We start from the raw sequence: 17,863 nt of genomic DNA, 5'->3' as shown, positions 1-17,863 counted from the left end.
TCAGTTGAGCAACGCGAAATTGCGCACGATCTGGGTGGCGCCGGGGCTGAGCACCGGAAGACTGGTTTGCAGCTCCTCGCTTCGCCGGCCCATGTCGAGCGACAGCCGGATCCAGCGCATCTGCCAATCGGCGCAGCTGCGCGCGGCGATCTCTTCGTCCACCATCATGACGATGCCGTGATGCCGCTCGTCGCTGATGATCCGGCGCATCAGGCTGCCGATCCGATCGCGCGGCCCTTCGAGCATTTGCAGGAAATTGCGCTGGTTATAGAGCAGAAAACCGGTCAGCTGGTTGATCGGATTGTCGCGCTCTGCCGTGGCCACGATATCAGCCACCCCCGCATCGGTCAGCCCGTCAGCGGCAGTACTGATATAGATAATCCGGTGCATCCGGCTTTCCTTGTTGGGGATTCTGAGACCCCCTCAGTCGCCCGTAACGCGCGGCTGGTAGCGAGATTTCCCTTTAGGCGCAAAGATTTCCTGCGCCGGAGCGATGTCAGCCGGTGAGCCGGATTGCTCTCAGCGCAAGCCAACTCCCAAGGTTTACCGGGAAGCTGCCGGGATAGGACGCACGCCCCCGCTACTGATTCATCGTGGCGAAGAAATCCTCGTTGGTCTTGGAATCCTTCATCTTGTCGAGCAGGAATTCCATCGCATCGACGGTGCCCATCTGCATCAGGATGCGGCGCAGGACCCACATCTTGCTGAGCTTATCCTTCTCGACCAGCAGCTCTTCCTTGCGGGTGCCCGACTTGCCGACATCCAATGCGGGGAAGATGCGCTTGTCGGCCACCTTGCGGTCGAGCACGATTTCGCTGTTGCCGGTGCCTTTGAACTCTTCGAAGATCACTTCGTCCATGCGGCTGCCGGTGTCGATCAGCGCGGTGGCAATGATCGACAGCGAGCCGCCCTCCTCGATATTGCGCGCGGCGCCGAAGAACCGCTTGGGCCGCTGCAGCGCATTGGCATCGACACCGCCGGTCAGCACCTTGCCGCTCGACGGCACCACGGTGTTGTAGGCGCGGCCGAGGCGGGTGATGGAATCGAGCAGGATCACCACGTCCTTCTTGTGTTCGACCAGCCGCTTGGCCTTCTCGATCACCATTTCGGCCACCTGGACGTGGCGCGTCGCGGGTTCATCGAAGGTGGAGGAAATCACCTCGCCCTTCACGCTGCGCTGCATGTCGGTAACCTCTTCCGGCCGCTCGTCGACCAGCAGCACGATCAGGAACACCTCGGGGTGATTGTCGGTAATCGCCTTGGCGATGTTCTGCAGCAGCACCGTCTTGCCGGTGCGCGGCGGGGCGACGATCAGCGCGCGCTGACCCTTGCCCTGGGGGCTGATGATGTCGATCACCCGCGCGCTCTTGTCCTTCACGGTCGGATCGGCGGTGTCGAGGATCAGCTTCGATTCCGGGTATAGCGGGGTCAGGTTGTCGAAATTGGTCCGGTGGCGGACGGCATCGGGATCGTCAAAATTGACGCTGGTTAGGCTGGTCAGCGCGAAATAGCGTTCGCCTTCCCGCGGGGCGCGGATCTCGCCTTCCACCGTGTCCCCGGTACGCAGGCCCCATTTGCGGACCTGGTTGGGGGACACGTAAATATCATCCGGCCCGGCGAGATAGTTCGCTTCGGGCGAGCGCAGGAAGCCGAAGCCGTCCTGCAGCACCTCGATGGTGCCGACGCCCATGATCTGCTCTTCGTATTCCTCGTCCTCGGCCAGTTCGCGCAGGATGCAGAACATCAGATCCTGCCGCCGCATGGTGCTGGCGCCTTCGACCCCCAGCTCCTCGGCCATTTCGACCAGTTCGGCAGGGGCTTTGCGCTTCAATTCCTTGAGATGCATGGTCGAAATTATCCGTCAGACTGGGATTTCACGGGCTTTTCGGCAGGTCGTTGGGCTTGGAGAAAGCAGACCGGTCAGGGGCAGCAGCCCGCCCCTATTGCCGAAACGATGGCGCGGTTCTACGCTCGCGCCCGGGCGGCGTCAATTCGCCGAAAACAGCGCCGGGCCGACCACCACCAGCACGACAATCAGCGCGAGCAGAATGCCGGGCACCTCGCCCCAGATGCGCAATTGCTTTTCGCTCAAGGGCCGCTCACCGCGCGCCATCTGTTTCGAGCGCGCGACCATCAGCCCGTGAAACGCCGTCAGCGCCAGCACCAGCGCGAGTTTCAGATGGAGCCACGGCGCCGCCCAGACGCCCAGCGTTTGCGCCAGCGCGAGGCCGAGCAGCCAGACCACGATCAGGCTCGGAGTGAGGATAATCTTGCGCAGCAGCCCGCTGCGCCGCGCCCAATCCGCTTCCTCGGCCGAACCTGGCGCGGTGCCGAGCATATAGATCATCTGGCGCGGCAGCATGAACAGCCCCGCCATCCAGAACACCATGAAAATGATATGTCCGGCCTTCAGCCAGAGATAGATCATGCCGAGCGCTTCCTGCATTGCCTCCCGCCTCTAGGGCGGCCTGCGGGCAATGTCATCCCCGCCAGCCGCGCACTGCGGCGACGAGCTGTTCGACATGGGCGATCGGCGTGGTCCGGTCGATCCCGTGGCCAAGGTTGAAGACGTGCGGCCGCCCGGCAAAGGCGGCGAGGATCGCATGAGCGCGGGCGATCAGCCGCTCGCCGCCCGCCAGCAGCAGCAGCGGGTCGATATTGCCCTGCACCGGCATCCCGGCGGGCAGCACGCGGTTGGCCCATACAGGATCGACCGTTTCATCAAGGCCCACCGCATCGACGCCGGTTTGCGCAGCATAGACCGGCAGCTTGGCCCCCGCGCCCTTGGGAAAGCCGATGATCGGCAGGTCAGGGCAGCGGGCGCGCAGCCGTTCGACAATCGCCGCATTGGGCGCGATCACCCAGCGATCGAACTCGTCGGGTGCGAGGCTGCCGGCCCAGCTGTCGAACAATTGCACCGCCTCGGCCCCGGCTGCGGCCTGCCCGGCGAGATAGTCGACCGTGACGGCGATGATGGCGTCGACCAGCTGCTGAAAGCCTGCCGGATCGCGATAGGCCAGCGCGCGGGTAACGTGCTGGTCGCGGCTGCCCTCGCCCGCAGCCATGTAGGTCGCCACCGTCCACGGACTGCCGGCAAAGCCCAGCAAGGTGGTCTCAGGGCCCAAACCGGCCCTGACCCTGGCCACGGTAGCGTAAATGTTGGAAAGGCGCTGAGGGACGCTCTGAAGGGCATTCAGGGCCTGTTGGATATTTCCGGCCTGGGCCAGCGGCGGCGACAGGCGCGGCCCCTCGCCGGCGAGGAATTCGAGCTGCTGGCCCATCGCGTGCGGCACGATCAGGATATCGGAAAACAGGATCGCCCCGTCGAACCCGAACCGGCGGATCGGCTGGAGCGTGATCTCGGCCGCGGCCTCAGGATCGTAAGCCAGCTCGAGGAAGCCGCCTTTTTCCGCCCGCAACGCGCGATATTCGGGCAGATAGCGCCCGGCCTGACGCATCAGCCATAGCGGCACCTGGTCGCCGCGCTGGCCGCGCAAAGTGTCGAGTAGCAAACCGGGCATGTCGTCGCTTTCTTCAAATCAAGTTAGATTCAAGAAGATTGATGGAGTCTGTTGGCCCTGTGGAAAGCGGGCACAGCGCGCCTCTGCCCGAATTGTCCCGCGCTGAACAGATACGGCAGCGAAGGCGAATCCCGGCAGCTGCGTGGTCAAGCAGCTTCTGTCCCCACTATCCCCAGCCTGTGGGTAGAGCTGCCGGGCTGTTCACAAGACGCGCCGAGCATGGCCGGTAGTGGGGGTGGTTTGCCGGCCCGGACTTGTCGACCGGTCTCTCCCGTGGTTTATGCCGGTTCTTGTCCACAGGCGGCGCTCCACCGGCGCCCTGTCCATTTTTCGCGGAGCGCCATGACGCGGCTCAACCTGCATCTGGTGTCCGATTCCACCGGCGAAACGCTGGAGATGATTGCCAAGGCGGCGCTAGCGCAGTTCGACGATGCCGATATCCGCCGGCATTTCTGGCCGATGGTCCGCTCGCGCCAGCATCTCGATCGGATTTTCGGCGAGCTGGCCGCCCATCCCGGGCTGGTGCTGTTCACGCTGGTCAATCCCGAAACGCGGGCACGGCTGGAAGAGCATTGCCGCCAGGCCGGGCTGCCCGCCGTCGCCGCGCTCGATGCGGTGAATGACGCGCTGGAGGCGCAATTGGGGCAGGAGGCGCAAGGCCGCCCCGGCCGCCAGCACACAATGGACGAAGCCTATTTCGCCCGCGTCGAGGCAATCCAGTTCACCATCGCGCACGATGACGGGATCGGCTGGGAAAACTGGGAACAGGCCGACATCGTGCTGGCCGGCGTGTCGCGCAGTTCCAAGACTCCGACGAGCATCTATCTCGCCAATCGCGGCTACAAGGTGGCCAATATCCCGCTGGTCGTCGAAAGCCCCCCGCCTGCCGCCTTGTTTTCGCTCCGCCGGCCGCTGGTTGTGGGCCTCACCACCGCGCCCGAGCGGCTGGTGCAGATCCGCCGCAACCGGCTGCTCAGCCTCAATGAAAGCGCCGAGACCAGCTATGCCGACAGCGACCGGGTGAACGACGAGCTGCGCTTTGCCCGGCGGATGTTTGCCGATAATGGCTGGCCGGTGATCGATGTCACGCGGCGCTCGATCGAGGAGACGGCTGCGGCTATCATCCGGCTGTATCAGGAGCATGACCAGAGCGGCGGCGACGCGATCATGGCGGGGCCGGTCTGATGCTCGTGCTCGCCTCGCAAAGTGCCTCGCGCCGGGCGATGCTCGAGGCGGCCGGGGTGCCGTTTCGTGCCGAGCCCGCGCGGATCGACGAACGCGCGCTTGAACAGGCGCTGGCGGGCGCCCCGCCCGAAGCGGTCGCGCTGGCGCTGGCCGAGGCCAAGGCGAAGGCCGTTTCCGCGCCAGCCGATACGCTGGTGCTGGGCAGCGATTCGCTGGTGTCGGTCGCCGGCCGGCGGTTCGACAAGCCCGCCGACCGCGCGGAAGCGGCGGCGCATTTGCGGTTTTTTTCGGGCAAGGTGATGCATCTTCATTCGGCCGCCGCGCTCGCCCGCGCGGGCGCGCTGGTCTGGTCGGCGGGCGAGGTCGCGCGCCTTCATGTGCGGGAATTGTCCGAGGCGTTCATCGCCGATTATCTCGCCGCCGAATGGCCGGCGGTCGGTGCGTGTGTCGGGGTGTTCCGCATCGAAGCGCGGGGGGTCCAGTTGTTCGACCGGATCGACGGCGATCATTTCACGGTGTTGGGTATGCCACTGCTGCCGGTGCTCGGCGCGTTGCGCCAATACGGAGCGATGGCGGAATGAGAGCCGAGGTTATCGGCGATCCCATCGCCCAGTCGAAATCGCCCGCCATCCACCGCTTCTGGCTGGACCAGCTCGGCCTGGCCGCCAGCTATGATGCGGTGCACGTCCGGCCCGGCGAGCTGGCCGATTACATTGCCGCGCGCCGCGCCGATGCGGGTTGGCGCGGGTGCAATGTCACCATGCCGCACAAGCAGGCGATCATCCCGCTGCTTGATGCGGTGGATCCGCTGGCGGCGAAGGTCGGGGCCGTCAATACGGTGGTCCGCAGCGCAGACGGACAGCTCGTTGGGCACAACACCGATGTTGCCGGCTTTCTCGAACCGTTGCAGCCGCTGCTCGCGCAGGAGCATCTGTTTCGCATGGCGCGCATTTTCGGCGCGGGCGGCGCGGCACGCGCGGTGGTCTCGGCGCTGGCCGGACATGGGTTCACGCTGGTCCTCGCCGCGCGCGATCCCGCCAGGGCCGCGGCGTTGCTGGCCGAACTCGATCCCCGCGGCGAGCATCATGTCGCCCCGATGGCACATTTTGCCGCGCCGACCGACTTTGCCTTCGACGACCGGCATGGCTGCTGCGACCTGATCGTCAACGCCAGCCCGCTGGGGATGGCAGGGCAACCGCTGCTGGCGCTCGATCTCAGCCATGTCCCGCCGCGCAGCGTGATCTACGATCTGGTGACCGCGCCCTTGCGCACGGACCTCATCACCCGCGCCGAGGCGGCGGGTTTGCGCACGATTGACGGGCTGGAGATGCTGATCGGCCAGGCAGCGGCGGCATTCGCACTGTTCTTTGGCCAGCCCGCCCCGCGCCAGTGCGACGGAGAATTGCGCGCGATGCTGACAGCATGACCAGGCCCCGCATCATCGGCCTGACCGGATCGATCGGGATGGGCAAATCGACCGTCGCGGCGATGTTTGCCGCCCATGGCGTTCCGGTGTTCGACGCCGACGCCGCCGTGCGCCGGCTGCAGGGGCCTGGCGGGCCGCTGGTGGCACCGATCGAAGCCGCTTTCCCCGGCGCGACCGGGCCCGAGGGCGTCCGCCGCGAGGCGCTGGGGGCGCAGGTATTCGGCGATCCGGCCGCGCTCGCCCGGTTGGAAGCCATCGCACACCCTGCCGTCGCCGCCGAACGCGGCGCGTTCCTGCTCGAGCATGCCGGTGCGCCGCTGGTGGTGTTCGACATTCCGCTATTGTTCGAAAAAGGTGGCGCGGCGCTGGTTGACGAAGTCGTGGTCGTCTCCGCCCCGGCCGAGGTCCAGCGCGCCCGCGTGATTGCCCGCGCAGGGATGACCCCCGACAAATTCGCCCATATTCTGGTGCTCCAGGTGCCCGATGCCGAGAAGCGCGCGCGGGCGGATCACGTGATCGATACCGGCACCTCGCTCGCGGAAACCGAAGCGGCGGTGGCAGACCTTATCTCCCGTCTGCGCCGCTGAAAAGCGCCCGACGCCTCTTGCCAGCCTTGGCGTGGAAGCGAATAGAGTGCGGTGATGCGCGAGATCGTTTTCGATACCGAAACCACCGGGCTTGATCCCAAGACGGGTGACCGGATGGTCGAGATTGGCTGCGTCGAACTGGTCAATCGGGTGCCCACCGGGGCGACCTGGCATGGCTATTTCAACCCCGATCGCGATATGCCCGCCGGCGCCGAGGCGGTGCACGGGCTGTCAGCCGCTTTCCTGGCCGACAAGCCGCGCTTCCGTGACCGGGTGGCCGAGCTGATCGACTTCATCGGGGATGCGCCACTGGTGGCGCATAATGCCGGGTTCGATTTCGCCTTCCTCAATTACGAACTCGATCTGTGCGGGCTGGAGGCGGTATGCCTGTCGCGTATGGTCGATACGGTCGGCATCGCCAAGCGGCGCCATCCGGGGGCCAAGCTGTCGCTCGATGCGCTGTGCACGCGTTACGGGATCGATCGCAGCCACCGGGTCAAGCACGGTGCGCTGCTGGATGCCGAATTGCTGGCGCAGGTCTATATCGAACTGACCGGCGGGCGGCAGATCGGCCTCGAACTCGCGGCACACGAGGCGGCCTCCAATGTGGTCGCCATCCGCCCGCTTGCCGGCATCCGCCGCGAATTCCGCCCGCCCCGGCCGCACGCCGCCAGCGCGGCGGAACTTCTGCGCCACCGGGCCTTTATCCAAGCAATGGCCGAGCCCCTTTGGGCAAGCTGACCGGGCCAGCCGCTTAAGCCTGCTTGAAGCGGCGTGCCGGCGCTCTCACATTGGCCAGATACAAGGCTGATAACAAGGAGAGCTGAGCCATGGATATTCGCGTTTCGGGCCATCAGATGGAAACCGGCAGTGCCCTGCAGGACCATGTTGCCGACCGGCTCAACGCGATTGTCGAGAAATATTTCAGCCGCGGCATCTCCTCGCAGGTCACCTTCGGCAAGGGGCCGGGCGGCAGCTTTTCGTGCGATATCATCACCCATGTGATGCAGGGCCTGATCCTCAAGGCGACGGGCCTCGCCCATGATGCCCATCAGGCGTTCGAGGCGGCGGCGGAGAAGATTGACAAGCAGCTGCGCCGCTACAAGCGCCGCCTGCAGGACCGGCCGCATTCCCCCGCCCTGTCGCCCCGGCAGGAAGAGGCCGCCTATCGCATCTTCGCCGGGGTCGAGGATCCCGAAGCGGAGGTTGCTGCCGAGGGTGAAGACGCGCCGATGATCATTGCCGAAACCACGGCTGACATTCCGGAATCGAGCGTCGCCGACGCGGTGATGATGCTCGACCTCAGGAACACCAATGCTTTGCTGTTCAAAAACGCTGGCACCGGACGGCATAATATGGTCTATCGCCGCGACGACGGTTCGATCGGCTGGGTCGAACCGCGCTAGGATCGCGCGACCGCTCCCCGGCCCGCCGCTCCTGTCGCTTTCATTTCGGCATTTTTATGCAGGGCCGCGTGCCCGGCCGCCAGGAACCATCTGATCCATGAACCCAACTTTCAGCCTCGTGCCCGATGCGGTGCGGCTCGCCGATGCCAGCGGCAAGGACGCGATTCTGGCGCTGCTGGCCGAGGTGCTGGCCAGCGCCTACGGGCTTGACGCCGGGCACGTGCTGGACGGGTTGGAAGAGCGCGAGCGGCTCGGCAGTACCGGCTTCGGCGAGGGGGTCGCCCTTCCCCATGCGCGGCTCGACGGACTGACCCGGCCGGTGGCGGCGCTGCTGCGCTTGTCCGAGCCGGTCGATTTTGCCGCGGCCGACGGGATGCCGGTCAATCTGGTGGTCGGCCTGCTGTCGCCTGCCAATGCCGGGGCCACGCATCTGCACGCGCTGGCTGCGCTGTCACGGGTCCTTCGCGACGATGCGATCCACCAGGCGTTGGTCGAAGCGACCGATTCCGATACGCTCTACGCGCTGCTGGCCAATGCGACCGACCGCGACGTCGCCTGAGACACCCCCTGACACCGGGCACATGGCCGCCGGCATCAGCGGCGCGGCGGGGCATTATCGCGCCCTCGAGCGGCTGTACGCGCAGGCACCGATCAACGCGCTGTTCTCCTCGCGCCTTGAAGTGACCGGCGAAGGGCGCGCGCGCATCGAGTTCGATGTGAGCGAAGCTGTGTACCATGCGGCGGGTGCGGCGCATGGGACGATCTATTTCAAAATGCTCGACGATGCGGCTTTTTACGCCGCCAACACGCTGGTCACCGACCGGTTTTTGCTGACCACCTCGTTCAACCTCCATTTCACCAAGCCGGTGCGCGCCGGGCAGGTGATTGCCGAAGGCCAATGGATCAGCGGGCGCAAGCGGGTGCTGGTGGCTGAAGCGCGGCTGACCGATGCCGAAGGCGACGAGATCGGGCGCGGCACCGGCACCTTCATGCGCTCGCGCATCCCGCTGTCCGAATTGCCGGGCTATTCGGCGCTCGGCGATTAGATGGCTGACCGGCTTCCCGCGCATGTCGAGGTCGCGGGCCTGATCCGGCTGATCGAGGCGCAGGGCGGGTTCGCCACCGTGCTCGCGCGGGGCGAGCGCGATGGCGGGGTGATTGCGTTGGTGGTCACGGCGCGCGGCGAAGGGGCACAGCTTTACGAGCGGATGCCGCAACTGGACGGTTCCCGGCGCTTCGTCGCGACCCGGCAGGAAGGCCCGGCGAATCGTGCCGACTTTGCCGATTACCTCGCGCGGCGCCGCCGGCAGGACCCCGATCTGTGGCTGATCGAGGCGGACGTCGCGGACACGGAACGGTTCATCGCAGCACTGCCCTGATCGCTTGACCTGGTTTCATTTGTGACTAGTTGCGCCCGCTCTCCCTTACAGCGCAGGCGACGCGCGCGGCATTCCGGCCGTGGGCGTTGGCACGCAGACGGGGGGCGACCGGCAGATTCGCAACGGGCCATAATTATCGCAGCTAACGCGAGCGGCCCCGATCTGCGTCAGGCGCGTCCACCGCCGAAAATGTTGATGCAATGAGTCGCAAGACCCACCGATTCTCGCTGATGGCCCTCGCCGGGACAGCGATCGTAACCTTTGCCGGGCTGGAAAGTTCCGGCGCCAATGCCCAGGCCGCCGCGGCCGAGGCGAAATTCATTTCCGCGGCGGAAACCGCCGTGCTGACCGACGAAACGGTCCCGGTTGCGCCCGCGACCCAATTCGTGGCCGAGCCGGTTGTCCAGCCGTTGCCCGAGCGCAGCGAAGCCGCCGCCGAGCCTGCCCCCTCCCCTGCAACACCCGCCCGACAGGCCGGCTCGCTCCGCGCGCTGGTCGAGCAGAATGCCCAGATCGGCCGCTTGTCGCCGGAGATGGAATGCCTTGCCGGCGCGGTCTATTTCGAAGCGCGCGGCGAACCGCTCGAAGGGCAGCTTGCGGTTGCCCAGGTGGTGGTCAATCGCAGCAAATCGCGCCTGTTCCCCGGCAGCTATTGCGGGGTTGTCTATCAGCCGTCGCAATTCTCGTTCGTTCGCGGCGGGCGGATGCCGGCCGTAGAGCGCAGTTCGGCCGCATGGCGCCGCGCGACCGCCATCGCCACGATCGCCCATGACGGGCAGTGGGACAGCGAGGCGCGCGATTCGCTCTATTTCCACGCCCGCTACGTTAATCCGGGGTGGAGCCGCACCAAGATCGCCCGCGCGACGATCGATACGCACGTTTTCTACCGCTGACGCCCGGCACGCGGGCGGGACCGGCTCAGTCGCGAACCTCGACCCAGACGGGGGCGTGGTCGCTGGCCTTTTCCCGCCCGCGATAGGCCTTGTCCACGCCGGCGGCGACCATCCGGTCGGCCAGTTCCGGACTGAGCAGCAAATGGTCGATCCGAAAGCCGTGATCGCGCTGCCAGGCGCCCGCCTGATAGTCCCAGAAGGTCCACACCCCGCCGCGCGGGTTCAGCGTGTCGATCGCGTCGGTCCAGCCATCGCCGAGGATCCGGGCATAGGCGTCGCGCGCTTCGGGCTGCATCAGCGCATCGCTGGCCATCGCCCGCACCGAAAACACGTCCTTGTCCTCGGGGATGACATTGAAATCGCCGACCACGGCGCAGGGCTGCTCGCTCGCCCACAAGGTCGCCAGCCGCGCGCGCAGGCGTTCCAGCCAAGCCAGCTTGTAATCGAATTTCGGCCCGGGATGCGGGTTGCCGTTGGGCAGATAGAGATTGGCGATCAGCACGCCGCCCACCGCTGCTTCGAGATAACGCGCCTGCTCGTCGGCGGCATCGCCGGGCAGCCCGCGCTGCACCTCCACCGGCATGGTGCCGTCCGCCAGGATCGCGACGCCGTTGAATCCCTTCTGCCCGTGCCAGATCGCCTGATAGCCGATCCGCTCGAACTCGGCGGCGGGAAAGCCCTCATCCTGTGTCTTGATTTCCTGCAGACAGGCGACCGTTGGGCGGGTTTCCTCCAGCCATTCGAGGAGGCGCGGCAGCCGCGCGCGCACGCCGTTGATGTTGAAGCTGGCGATTTTCACGGGCGCCGCGCGCTCAGATGCCGAAGCTGGAGCCGCAGCCGCAACCCGATGCGGCCTGCGGATTGGTCACGCGGAAGGCCGCCCCGCCCAATGATTCGACATAATCGACGCTGGCCCCGGCAATCAGGTCGAGGCTGACCGGATCGACCACCAGCCGCACCCCGTCATGTTCACTGACAGCGTCGTCAGCAGCCGGCGCATCCGCCAGTTCGAAGCGATACTGGAAGCCCGAACAGCCGCCGCCATCCACCGCCAGCCGCAGGATCGCCGGCTTGTGCTGGCGCGCGGCGATGGCGGCGACCCGGCGGGCGGCCCCGTCAGTCAGCGTGGGAATGGCGGCGGCATCGGGCATGGTCATTGGGCCGATCTAGGGTGTGGGGGGCGCACTCTCAAGCTCAGCCCTGCTGGATATAGATCCGCATCGCTTCGGCTTCCTGCTGGATTTCGTCGATCCGCGATTTGACGAGATCGCCGATCGAGACGAAGCCGCACATCCCCTCGGCCGAACAGACCGGCAGATGGCGCACCCGGCGCCGCGTCATCAACGCCAACGCCTCGACCGCGACCGTGCTGGGATCAACGGTGATTGCGGGCGCGGTCATCACTTCGCCGACATTCCGGTCAAGGAAGGCCGGCCCTTCCTTGGCGAGGCAATAGAGCACGTCGCGTTCGGAGAAGATCCCCACCACGGCGCCATCATCGACCACAGGGACAGCGCCGATGCGCCGTTCGGCCAATAGCGCTACCGCGTCGCGCACCGGCATGGCGCTGGCGACCGTGATAACCTCGCCGCTGGTGCGGCCGGCGATGATCCGGGCAATTTCCATCGCGTCCTCCTTCATCCCTTGCGCGGCAGGATGCCATGAAAGCGCGCGCTTGGCGAATCCGCGCAGGCCAGCTTGGCGATTGCCAAGCCCGGCCGGCGGGCGCAAAGGGGGGTGATGCCGTCCAGCCCTCTCGACGATCCTGAAAGCGCCGCTTACGTCTGGGCGCGTTATCGCCGGCTGATGCGCTGGATGTTCGCCGTGACGGTGGCGGTGGTGATCGTCGCGCTGGGGCTGCTCTATGCCCGGAACGGCATGATTTCGGTCCATTTCTACATCGCCACTGCGCTCGGCATCGGTTTGGCGATGCTGTTGATGTCGGCGCTGATGGGGCTGGTGTTCCTCTCCGCCGGGACGGGCCACGACGAATCGGTCGATGATACCGACCGGCGCTAGGCGCCTTCAGTAGGTCGCGACTGGCCCGGCCAGCGGATCGGCGTCGGGATAGAGCCGCAACTCCTCGACCGGCTCGCCGCCGATCAGATGCTGCTGGATGATCCTCTCGAGCCGCTCCGGAGTGCAGGAATGATACCACACCCCGTCAGGCCAGACGACCGCGATCGGCCCAGCTTCGCAGACTTGGAGGCAGTTGGCCTTGCTCCGCTGGCATAGCACACGCCCATCGGCGGGTTTGCTGAGATCGAGCTGCTTGAAGCGCATCTTGAGATAGCGCCAGGCGGTGTCACCTTCCGCCGCGGAACAGCATTGCTGTTTGTCGCTGAGCGCGCAGAGGAAGATGTGCCGCCCGATCGCCTCGCCGCCAATCTTGGCCAGCGCGCGGCGCGCCCGGGCAAGGCGCGCCGGATCGCTCATTGTGCAGGCGCGGTGGCAGCCGGCGTTGCCGGGCGCAGCCAGCGGTCCAGCCAGGCGAACACGGTGTTGTGCCATTGCAGCGAGTTCTTCGCCCCGAGCACCCAGTGGTTTTCGTCCGGGAACACCAGCAACTGGCCGGGAATCCCGCGTTCCTGTAACGCGGTGAACGCGCCCAGCCCTTGCGTATAGGGCACGCGGTAATCGCGCTCGCCCAGCACCACCAGCATCGGCGTGCGCCAGTTGGCGACATGGTCCGACGGGTTCCAGCGATCATACACCGCGCGGGCTTCACCATAGGTGCCGCCGAAATCCCAGCGCGGAAACCACTGCTCCTCGGTCGCGTAATAGAAGCTGCGCATATCGAACAGGCCGTTATGGTTGACCAGGCAGGCGAACCGGTCGGGCCACTGGCCGGCAATCCAGTTCATCATGTAGCCGCCATAGGACGCGCCCATCGCGCAGGCGCGGGTGCCGTCGATCTGCGGGTCGATCGCCAACGCGGCCTCCAGCCCCTTTTGCAGGTCGACCAGCGGCTTGCCGCCCCAATCGCGGTTGATCGCATCGACAAAGGCCTGCCCGTAGCCGGTGCTGCCGTGGAAATCGATCGAGATCACGGCATAGCCCTGGCTCGCCAGCACCTTGGGGTTCCAGCGGGTCGACCAGCTATCGTTGAACGAGCCTTGCGGCCCGCCATGGACATAGAGGATCGCCGGCAGCGGCCCATGCACCGTTTCCGGCTTGTGGATCTGGCCCCAGACGGTCGCCCCGCCCGCGCCGGCAAAGCTGAAGCGGCGGGTCGCAATCGAGGCGCGCTGGCCCATCTGCGTGGTCGCCACATCGGTCAGCGGGGTCGCCTGGCGCCAATTGGCCGACAGATAGAGTTCGGCCGGATTGCCCACCGAATCGCGGGTGAACAGCAGCCGGTTGCCGGGCAGCGGCACAACATTGGCGATATGCGCTTCGTTGCCGGCGATCAGGTCGAGCCTTTCGACCCGCCCGGTGCGCGGATCGATGCGGAAGGCGGGCGTGTCGAGAGTGTCTTGCGCGGTGGCGACGATCCAGCGCGAATCGGGCGTCCAGGCGATTGAGCCGAACGACCGGTCGAACGGTTCCGTCAGCGGACGTACCGCGCCGGTCCGCAGGTCGCGCAGCCAGATGATCAGCCGGTCGGCCTCGTAACCCGGGCGGGCCATCGCCGCCCAGGCGAGCCAGCGGCCATTGGGCGAGGGCGCGGGCAGCGTGTCGGTGGCTTCGTTTGATGCGGTAAGGTTGGTCGGCGCGCGGCCCGACAGGTCGGACTGCCAGATGTCGATATTGGTCGAGGTCGGTTCGCGCGCATCGCTGCGGCGGGCGGCGAAATAGACGCTGCGCCCGTCCGGTGCCCAGGCGATTTCCTCATTGCCGCCAAAGGGTTTGGTCGGCGTGTCGCCCACCAGCGCGCCTTCTGCCGCGCCGCCATCGAGCGGAACACCGCCCGTCGCCTTGCCGCCGACAATGTCGAAGGCGAAAGCGCGGCCATGTTCGCCCGGCGTTTCCCAGCCGTCCCAGTGGCGGACGAAGCCGTCTTCGGTCGAATAGAGCCGCCCGCTGCCGGGGCCGGGAAGCGAACCGCCTGTATCGGCGCACCCGAACGTCGCACAGGAGCGTGCAAAGTCGCCATAAACGACCATCCGCCGCGCATCGGGCGACAGGACGAAGCCTGCCGCATCGGCGGGAAAATCGGTGACCTGTTCGGCCGCGCCGGCCATCCCGGCAGCGTCGAGCCGGGTGCGCCAGATTTGCGTCTTCGCGCCCTCGCCTCGCGCGGCGAGAAAATAGACCCAGCCATCGCCGCCATATTGCACGCCGGAGGCCGGCCCGCCGAGATCGACCGTGCGCGCGGGCGCGTCGCCGGCCAGCGGGCGCACCATCAGCGTGGTGGTGCGGGCGAGCGTTGCCGGGTCGGTGGTGGTGACCGGATAGAGCACCGTGGTCCCCGCCCGGTCCACCGCAGCGCTGCCGAGGCGCGGCAGGGTAACAAGGTCGAGCGCGCTCATCGCCGGGCGATCCACTGCGGCGGGCGGCACGCTCTGCGCGGCGTGCGTTGCCGCCGGGTCTTGGTCCTGAGCGGCGAGGGGCGAGGCGCAGGCCAGCGCGGCGACGAGCGACAGCGGGGTCGCAAACCCTTTGGCGAAGTTCATGGCCGCTGCCTAGCGCAGCGCGCGGCGCGGTGGAAAGCGCTTTTGCGTCAGCCGCGCTTGCCGGCGATGCGAGCGATTTCGTCGCGCACCATGCGTTCGACCATGCCGGGTAGATTATCGTCCAGCCACCGCGCCAGCATTGGCCGCAGCAGTTCACGCGTGAGCTCCTCGAGCGAGGTTTCGCCCGAGCGGACGATGCGCGGTGCCACGCCCGGTTCGGCCAGCATAGCGAGCGCGGCGAGGTTGTCGCCGATCGACGCGCGCGCGGCCGCCCCGGTCAACGGCGTGTCGTCCCCCTCAGGATCGAGCGCTGCAGCCTCAGCATCTTGGAACACGTCGTCATCATCTGCCTGCGCGTAAGAGGCGCCGGCAAGATCGAGCACGTCTTCGGCCTCGTCGTCATACGCCGGTTCGGGCGCGGCTTCGGCCGGCGTGTGCGCGCTCTCGGTAACGCCCGCCTGGCTGCGGCGACGGCGCTCCTCGATCGCGCCGGCGCGATTGTCGCGTGCGATCACCTTCTTGATCGATTCGAGGATTTCCTCGACCGACGCTTCGCCTTCGTGCCGCATCATTTGCCCCCAAATATTCCGGCAGAAGCGCGCCCGTCAGTAGACGCCGCGACCCGTGCCAGATTCGGGCGGAATCTCGGCATCGGGGGCGGTAATGTCAATCGTGCGCGTCGATTGCGCGACCGGGTCGGGATCGCGCTCCCAGTCCCACCACTTGCCCTGCACCCGGTCGTAGTTGATCACCGGATCGTAGAGCGGCCCATCATCGCCCAGGCCCAGATCGCGCGCTTCGGCCCGGCCCATGGCAGCCAGCAGCGCGAAGCCCGCGACATAGGCGTTGCGCCGTGCGGTGATGAGCTGGACGCGCGTATTGACCAGTTCCTGTTCCTGATTGAGGATTTCGAGGATGGTGCGGTTGCCGACGGTGTTTTCCGCGCGCACCCCTTCGAGCCCGAGCGCCGCGGCGGAGACAGCGATCTGCGAGCTTTCGACGATCGCCAGCGAAGCCTGCCAGTTCGACCAGGCCGAGCGCACTTCGGCAATCACATCGCGTTCGAGCGCGATTTCCTGCTCCAGCGCCCCTTGCGCGCGGGCCTGCGCCTGCCGTTCCTGCGCGCCGACCCGCCCGCCTTGCAAGATTGGCATGGACACCCGAACGCCGGCCTGGGCTGCGGTCGCCGATTGCGGCAGGCCGACGGTGCTGTCGTTGCCAAGCGAGCCGAAATAATTGTTGTAGCTGCCGCCGGTGAACACCGAAACGCGCGGCATCCGCCCGGCGCCGGCAATGTCGATATCGTAGCCGGCGGCGCGCGCGCGCTGGCGCGCGGCGATTAGGTCGGGGTTGTTTTCCAGCGCGATTGCCACTGCGGTCTGCACATCGGCCGGCATATTCGGCAGCGGTGGCGGCGGCTGGAGATTGTCGGGCGCCTTGCCGACCAGCGCGATGTAGCGTTCGCGCGCGGCGACCAGAGTGGCCTGCGTATTGCGCAGATCGCCCCGCGCAATAGCCAGCCGCGCCTCCGACTGGGCGACATCGGTGCGGGTCAGATCGCCGATCTCGAACCGGTCGCCAGTGGCCTGCGCATTGACGCTCAGCACATCCACCTGGTTCGCAGCCAGCCCGACCAGCGCCTCGCCCCGGATGACATCCATGTAGGCGGCGACGACCTGCGTGAACAAGGCGCTCTCCGCCCCGCGCAGATCGGCCCGCCCGGCCTCGACCCGCGTTTCGGCGGCGAGGATGCCGTTGCGGATTGCCCCGCCAGTGAACAGCGGCAGCGACAGGTCGAGCCCCGCGCCGAGGCCGCGATCGGGGCCAATTCCGTCGCCGTTCGACTGCTTTACATATTCGGTGTATTGCGCCGAAGCGCTCGCCTGCGGGCGCCCGGCGGCCCGTTCGATGACGACGTTTTCGTCGATCACCCGCTGGTTGGCACGCGCGGCGTGCAGCTGCGGATTGGTGCGATAGGCCATCGCCAAGGCTTCGCGCAGCGTGTCGGCCAGTGCGGCGGAAGGCAGCGCGGCGGCGAGCAATGCACCGCAAGCGGCCGTCAGCGCCAGAACGGGACGGCGCATGGTCAGAAGCTCCACCCCTTGGGCGCGTCGAAGGCGGCAATCCGTGGGATACCCATTTCGCTAAGCGGCATAAGCGCCAGATCGCTGCCCGCCTTGCGCCCCACGGCAAGGCTGGTGATGCCCCGCTGGATGACGCCGCCAAGTACGCGCCCGCCTTCGGCCATTGCGGCGCTAAGTTCGGGCGGCAATTGCTCGCCCGCACCGTCGATCAGCACCAGCGTGTATCCCGCGCCTGCGGCCACTGTGCCCAGTTCCGCCGGGGTGACGCTGTCGGTCGCGGCCACCAGTGGGCGGACCAGTTCGGCAAGGTAGCCCGACCCGCCATCCACCACCAGCACCCGGTCGCTTGGGACCGGGCGCGCCTCGACCAGCAACTGGCCGTAGAACAGCGGCGCGGCGAGGTGCCCGCCATCGCCCAGCGCGATACTGCGGTCGATATAGGCGACGTCCGCGAGTGCCGCCGGGACGAAGCGTTCGCGCGGCACCGCAGCCATCCGCTCGAGCACCATCGGGGCGTTGACCCCGCTCGGCCGCAACTGGCTGTCGATCATCGCCCGGCGGGCGGCATCAAAATCGAGCGACGGACTTGCGGGCGAGAGTGTGTCGGTGGCGGTCATCGGTCCAGCATTCGTAACAGGGTTCACCGGGGGGCGTATTACCCGGCTAGCACGCCCGGTCGCCCGCTTTAGTCGGGCCGTCCGGCTTCTCCAAGTGCTTTGACGCTAACCGCCGCATCCGCCTATGGGCGGGCGCATCGACCGGAAGG

23 protein-coding genes are annotated in these 17,863 nt (G+C 66.9%); 11 read left to right on the top strand and 12 right to left on the bottom strand.

Annotated elements, in window-relative coordinates; all coding sequences use genetic code 11:
- From ILT46_RS08605 to hemE, 4 genes are all read right to left on the bottom strand, one after another.
- Complete coding sequence (locus tag ILT46_RS08605; protein WP_199504233.1) at positions 1–390, bottom strand: BLUF domain-containing protein; 390 nt, start codon at positions 388–390, stop codon at positions 1–3.
- A 190-nt stretch (positions 391–580) separates the two neighbouring features.
- On the bottom strand, positions 581–1,846 hold the full coding sequence (gene rho, locus ILT46_RS08600; protein WP_199504232.1) for a transcription termination factor Rho: 1,266 nt from the start codon (positions 1,844–1,846) through the stop codon (positions 581–583).
- Between the two features lie 141 nt (positions 1,847–1,987).
- Positions 1,988–2,446: a CopD family protein gene (locus tag ILT46_RS08595; RefSeq protein WP_199504231.1), complete on the bottom strand. Its 459-nt coding sequence runs from the start codon at positions 2,444–2,446 to the stop codon at positions 1,988–1,990.
- 34 nt (positions 2,447–2,480) lie between these two features.
- A complete protein-coding gene (gene hemE, locus ILT46_RS08590; protein WP_199504230.1) occupies positions 2,481–3,521 on the bottom strand; it encodes a uroporphyrinogen decarboxylase in 1,041 nt (346 codons plus the stop codon).
- 342 nt (positions 3,522–3,863) lie between these two features.
- On the opposite strand from hemE, the gene ILT46_RS08585 reads away from it, so the two are divergent.
- From ILT46_RS08585 to ILT46_RS08540, 10 genes are all read left to right on the top strand, one after another.
- Positions 3,864–4,706 (top strand): pyruvate, water dikinase regulatory protein, encoded by an 843-nt coding sequence (locus tag ILT46_RS08585; protein ID WP_199504229.1) that lies wholly within the window; start codon positions 3,864–3,866, stop codon positions 4,704–4,706.
- Positions 4,706–5,287 carry a Maf family protein gene (locus tag ILT46_RS08580; RefSeq protein ID WP_199504228.1) on the top strand — a complete coding sequence of 194 codons (582 nt, stop codon included), beginning with the start codon at positions 4,706–4,708 and terminating at the stop codon, positions 5,285–5,287. Before ILT46_RS08585 ends, ILT46_RS08580 begins: the two co-directional genes overlap by 1 nt.
- Positions 5,284–6,132: a shikimate dehydrogenase family protein gene (locus tag ILT46_RS08575; protein ID WP_199504227.1), complete on the top strand. Its 849-nt coding sequence runs from the start codon at positions 5,284–5,286 to the stop codon at positions 6,130–6,132. The genes ILT46_RS08580 and ILT46_RS08575 overlap by 4 nt, the downstream gene beginning before the upstream one ends.
- Positions 6,129–6,719 carry a dephospho-CoA kinase gene (gene coaE / locus ILT46_RS08570; protein WP_199504226.1) on the top strand — a complete coding sequence of 197 codons (591 nt, stop codon included), beginning with the start codon at positions 6,129–6,131 and terminating at the stop codon, positions 6,717–6,719. Before ILT46_RS08575 ends, coaE begins: the two co-directional genes overlap by 4 nt.
- Positions 6,720–6,773: 54 nt before the next feature.
- The gene (dnaQ, locus tag ILT46_RS08565; protein ID WP_199504225.1) at positions 6,774–7,460 is read left to right on the top strand and encodes a DNA polymerase III subunit epsilon; all 687 of its coding nucleotides are present in this window, start codon (positions 6,774–6,776) and stop codon (positions 7,458–7,460) included.
- A gap of 89 nt (positions 7,461–7,549) precedes the next feature.
- Positions 7,550–8,125, top strand: a complete 576-nt coding sequence (gene hpf / locus ILT46_RS08560) for a ribosome hibernation-promoting factor, HPF/YfiA family (RefSeq protein WP_199504224.1) — start codon at positions 7,550–7,552, stop codon at positions 8,123–8,125.
- 97 nt (positions 8,126–8,222) lie between these two features.
- The gene (locus ILT46_RS08555; protein WP_199504223.1) at positions 8,223–8,684 is read left to right on the top strand and encodes a PTS sugar transporter subunit IIA; all 462 of its coding nucleotides are present in this window, start codon (positions 8,223–8,225) and stop codon (positions 8,682–8,684) included.
- A gap of 22 nt (positions 8,685–8,706) precedes the next feature.
- Positions 8,707–9,171 carry a PaaI family thioesterase gene (locus tag ILT46_RS08550; RefSeq protein WP_199504222.1) on the top strand — a complete coding sequence of 155 codons (465 nt, stop codon included), beginning with the start codon at positions 8,707–8,709 and terminating at the stop codon, positions 9,169–9,171.
- Positions 9,172–9,504, top strand: coding sequence for a DUF1491 family protein (locus ILT46_RS08545; RefSeq protein ID WP_199504221.1), 333 nt, complete (start codon positions 9,172–9,174; stop codon positions 9,502–9,504). It abuts the gene before it with no gap.
- Between the two features lie 200 nt (positions 9,505–9,704).
- Positions 9,705–10,397 (top strand): cell wall hydrolase, encoded by a 693-nt coding sequence (locus tag ILT46_RS08540; protein ID WP_199504220.1) that lies wholly within the window; start codon positions 9,705–9,707, stop codon positions 10,395–10,397.
- A 25-nt stretch (positions 10,398–10,422) separates the two neighbouring features.
- Here the strand turns inward: ILT46_RS08540 and xth are convergent, their stop codons facing one another.
- From xth to ILT46_RS08525, 3 genes are read right to left on the bottom strand one after another with little or no spacing between them, the layout of a single operon-like run.
- Positions 10,423–11,196: an exodeoxyribonuclease III gene (gene xth / locus ILT46_RS08535; protein WP_199504219.1), complete on the bottom strand. Its 774-nt coding sequence runs from the start codon at positions 11,194–11,196 to the stop codon at positions 10,423–10,425.
- A 13-nt stretch (positions 11,197–11,209) separates the two neighbouring features.
- Entirely contained in the window at positions 11,210–11,554 is a 345-nt protein-coding gene (locus ILT46_RS08530) for a HesB/IscA family protein (protein ID WP_199504218.1), read from the bottom strand.
- Positions 11,555–11,591: 37 nt separating this feature from the next.
- Positions 11,592–12,023, bottom strand: a complete 432-nt coding sequence (locus ILT46_RS08525) for a CBS domain-containing protein (protein WP_199504217.1) — start codon at positions 12,021–12,023, stop codon at positions 11,592–11,594.
- A 111-nt stretch (positions 12,024–12,134) separates the two neighbouring features.
- On the opposite strand from ILT46_RS08525, the gene ILT46_RS08520 reads away from it, so the two are divergent.
- A complete protein-coding gene (locus ILT46_RS08520) occupies positions 12,135–12,416 on the top strand; it encodes a hypothetical protein (protein WP_199504298.1) in 282 nt (93 codons plus the stop codon).
- A gap of 6 nt (positions 12,417–12,422) precedes the next feature.
- Here ILT46_RS08520 and ILT46_RS08515 read toward each other — a convergent pair whose 3' ends face one another.
- Genes ILT46_RS08515 through ILT46_RS08495 form a run of 5 tightly spaced genes read right to left on the bottom strand, consistent with a single transcriptional unit; the run spans position 12,423 to position 17,714 of the window.
- Positions 12,423–12,833 (bottom strand): (2Fe-2S) ferredoxin domain-containing protein, encoded by a 411-nt coding sequence (locus tag ILT46_RS08515; RefSeq protein ID WP_199504216.1) that lies wholly within the window; start codon positions 12,831–12,833, stop codon positions 12,423–12,425.
- The gene (locus tag ILT46_RS08510; protein WP_199504215.1) at positions 12,830–15,013 is read right to left on the bottom strand and encodes a dipeptidyl-peptidase 5; all 2,184 of its coding nucleotides are present in this window, start codon (positions 15,011–15,013) and stop codon (positions 12,830–12,832) included. Before ILT46_RS08510 ends, ILT46_RS08515 begins: the two co-directional genes overlap by 4 nt.
- Positions 15,014–15,060: 47 nt before the next feature.
- The gene (locus tag ILT46_RS08505; protein ID WP_199504297.1) at positions 15,061–15,582 is read right to left on the bottom strand and encodes a DUF2497 domain-containing protein; all 522 of its coding nucleotides are present in this window, start codon (positions 15,580–15,582) and stop codon (positions 15,061–15,063) included.
- Positions 15,583–15,618: 36 nt separating this feature from the next.
- Positions 15,619–17,097 (bottom strand): TolC family outer membrane protein, encoded by a 1,479-nt coding sequence (locus ILT46_RS08500; RefSeq protein ID WP_199504214.1) that lies wholly within the window; start codon positions 17,095–17,097, stop codon positions 15,619–15,621.
- 2 nt (positions 17,098–17,099) lie between these two features.
- Positions 17,100–17,714, bottom strand: a complete 615-nt coding sequence (locus tag ILT46_RS08495; protein WP_199504213.1) for a protein-L-isoaspartate O-methyltransferase family protein — start codon at positions 17,712–17,714, stop codon at positions 17,100–17,102.
- Positions 17,715–17,863: the final 149 nt, after the last annotated feature.

This window comes from Qipengyuania sp. YIM B01966 (assembly GCF_016461955.1).
In the GTDB taxonomy this organism is placed as follows: domain Bacteria; phylum Pseudomonadota; class Alphaproteobacteria; order Sphingomonadales; family Sphingomonadaceae; genus QFOP01.
This window is presented reverse-complemented; position numbering and strand designations above follow the sequence as displayed.

Bases quoted from the DNA above. Each gene is read 5' to 3' on its own strand.
- ILT46_RS08605 (WP_199504233.1), bottom strand. From the start codon at position 390: ATGCACCGGATTATCTATATCAGTACTGCCGCTGACGGGCTGACCGAT.
- rho (WP_199504232.1), bottom strand. From the start codon at position 1,846: ATGCATCTCAAGGAATTGAAGCGCAAAGCCCCTGCCGAACTGGTCGAA.
- ILT46_RS08595 (WP_199504231.1), bottom strand. From the start codon at position 2,446: ATGCAGGAAGCGCTCGGCATGATCTATCTCTGGCTGAAGGCCGGACAT.
- hemE (WP_199504230.1), bottom strand. From the start codon at position 3,521: ATGCCCGGTTTGCTACTCGACACTTTGCGCGGCCAGCGCGGCGACCAG.
- ILT46_RS08585 (WP_199504229.1), top strand. From the start codon at position 3,864: ATGACGCGGCTCAACCTGCATCTGGTGTCCGATTCCACCGGCGAAACG.
- ILT46_RS08580 (WP_199504228.1), top strand. From the start codon at position 4,706: ATGCTCGTGCTCGCCTCGCAAAGTGCCTCGCGCCGGGCGATGCTCGAG.
- ILT46_RS08575 (WP_199504227.1), top strand. From the start codon at position 5,284: ATGAGAGCCGAGGTTATCGGCGATCCCATCGCCCAGTCGAAATCGCCC.
- coaE (WP_199504226.1), top strand. From the start codon at position 6,129: ATGACCAGGCCCCGCATCATCGGCCTGACCGGATCGATCGGGATGGGC.
- dnaQ (WP_199504225.1), top strand. From the start codon at position 6,774: ATGCGCGAGATCGTTTTCGATACCGAAACCACCGGGCTTGATCCCAAG.
- hpf (WP_199504224.1), top strand. From the start codon at position 7,550: ATGGATATTCGCGTTTCGGGCCATCAGATGGAAACCGGCAGTGCCCTG.
- ILT46_RS08555 (WP_199504223.1), top strand. From the start codon at position 8,223: ATGAACCCAACTTTCAGCCTCGTGCCCGATGCGGTGCGGCTCGCCGAT.
- ILT46_RS08550 (WP_199504222.1), top strand. From the start codon at position 8,707: ATGGCCGCCGGCATCAGCGGCGCGGCGGGGCATTATCGCGCCCTCGAG.
- ILT46_RS08545 (WP_199504221.1), top strand. From the start codon at position 9,172: ATGGCTGACCGGCTTCCCGCGCATGTCGAGGTCGCGGGCCTGATCCGG.
- ILT46_RS08540 (WP_199504220.1), top strand. From the start codon at position 9,705: ATGAGTCGCAAGACCCACCGATTCTCGCTGATGGCCCTCGCCGGGACA.
- ILT46_RS08530 (WP_199504218.1), bottom strand. From the start codon at position 11,554: ATGACCATGCCCGATGCCGCCGCCATTCCCACGCTGACTGACGGGGCC.
- ILT46_RS08525 (WP_199504217.1), bottom strand. From the start codon at position 12,023: ATGGAAATTGCCCGGATCATCGCCGGCCGCACCAGCGGCGAGGTTATC.
- ILT46_RS08515 (WP_199504216.1), bottom strand. From the start codon at position 12,833: ATGAGCGATCCGGCGCGCCTTGCCCGGGCGCGCCGCGCGCTGGCCAAG.
- ILT46_RS08510 (WP_199504215.1), bottom strand. From the start codon at position 15,013: ATGAACTTCGCCAAAGGGTTTGCGACCCCGCTGTCGCTCGTCGCCGCG.
- ILT46_RS08505 (WP_199504297.1), bottom strand. From the start codon at position 15,582: ATGCGGCACGAAGGCGAAGCGTCGGTCGAGGAAATCCTCGAATCGATC.
- ILT46_RS08500 (WP_199504214.1), bottom strand. From the start codon at position 17,097: ATGCGCCGTCCCGTTCTGGCGCTGACGGCCGCTTGCGGTGCATTGCTC.
- ILT46_RS08495 (WP_199504213.1), bottom strand. From the start codon at position 17,714: ATGACCGCCACCGACACACTCTCGCCCGCAAGTCCGTCGCTCGATTTT.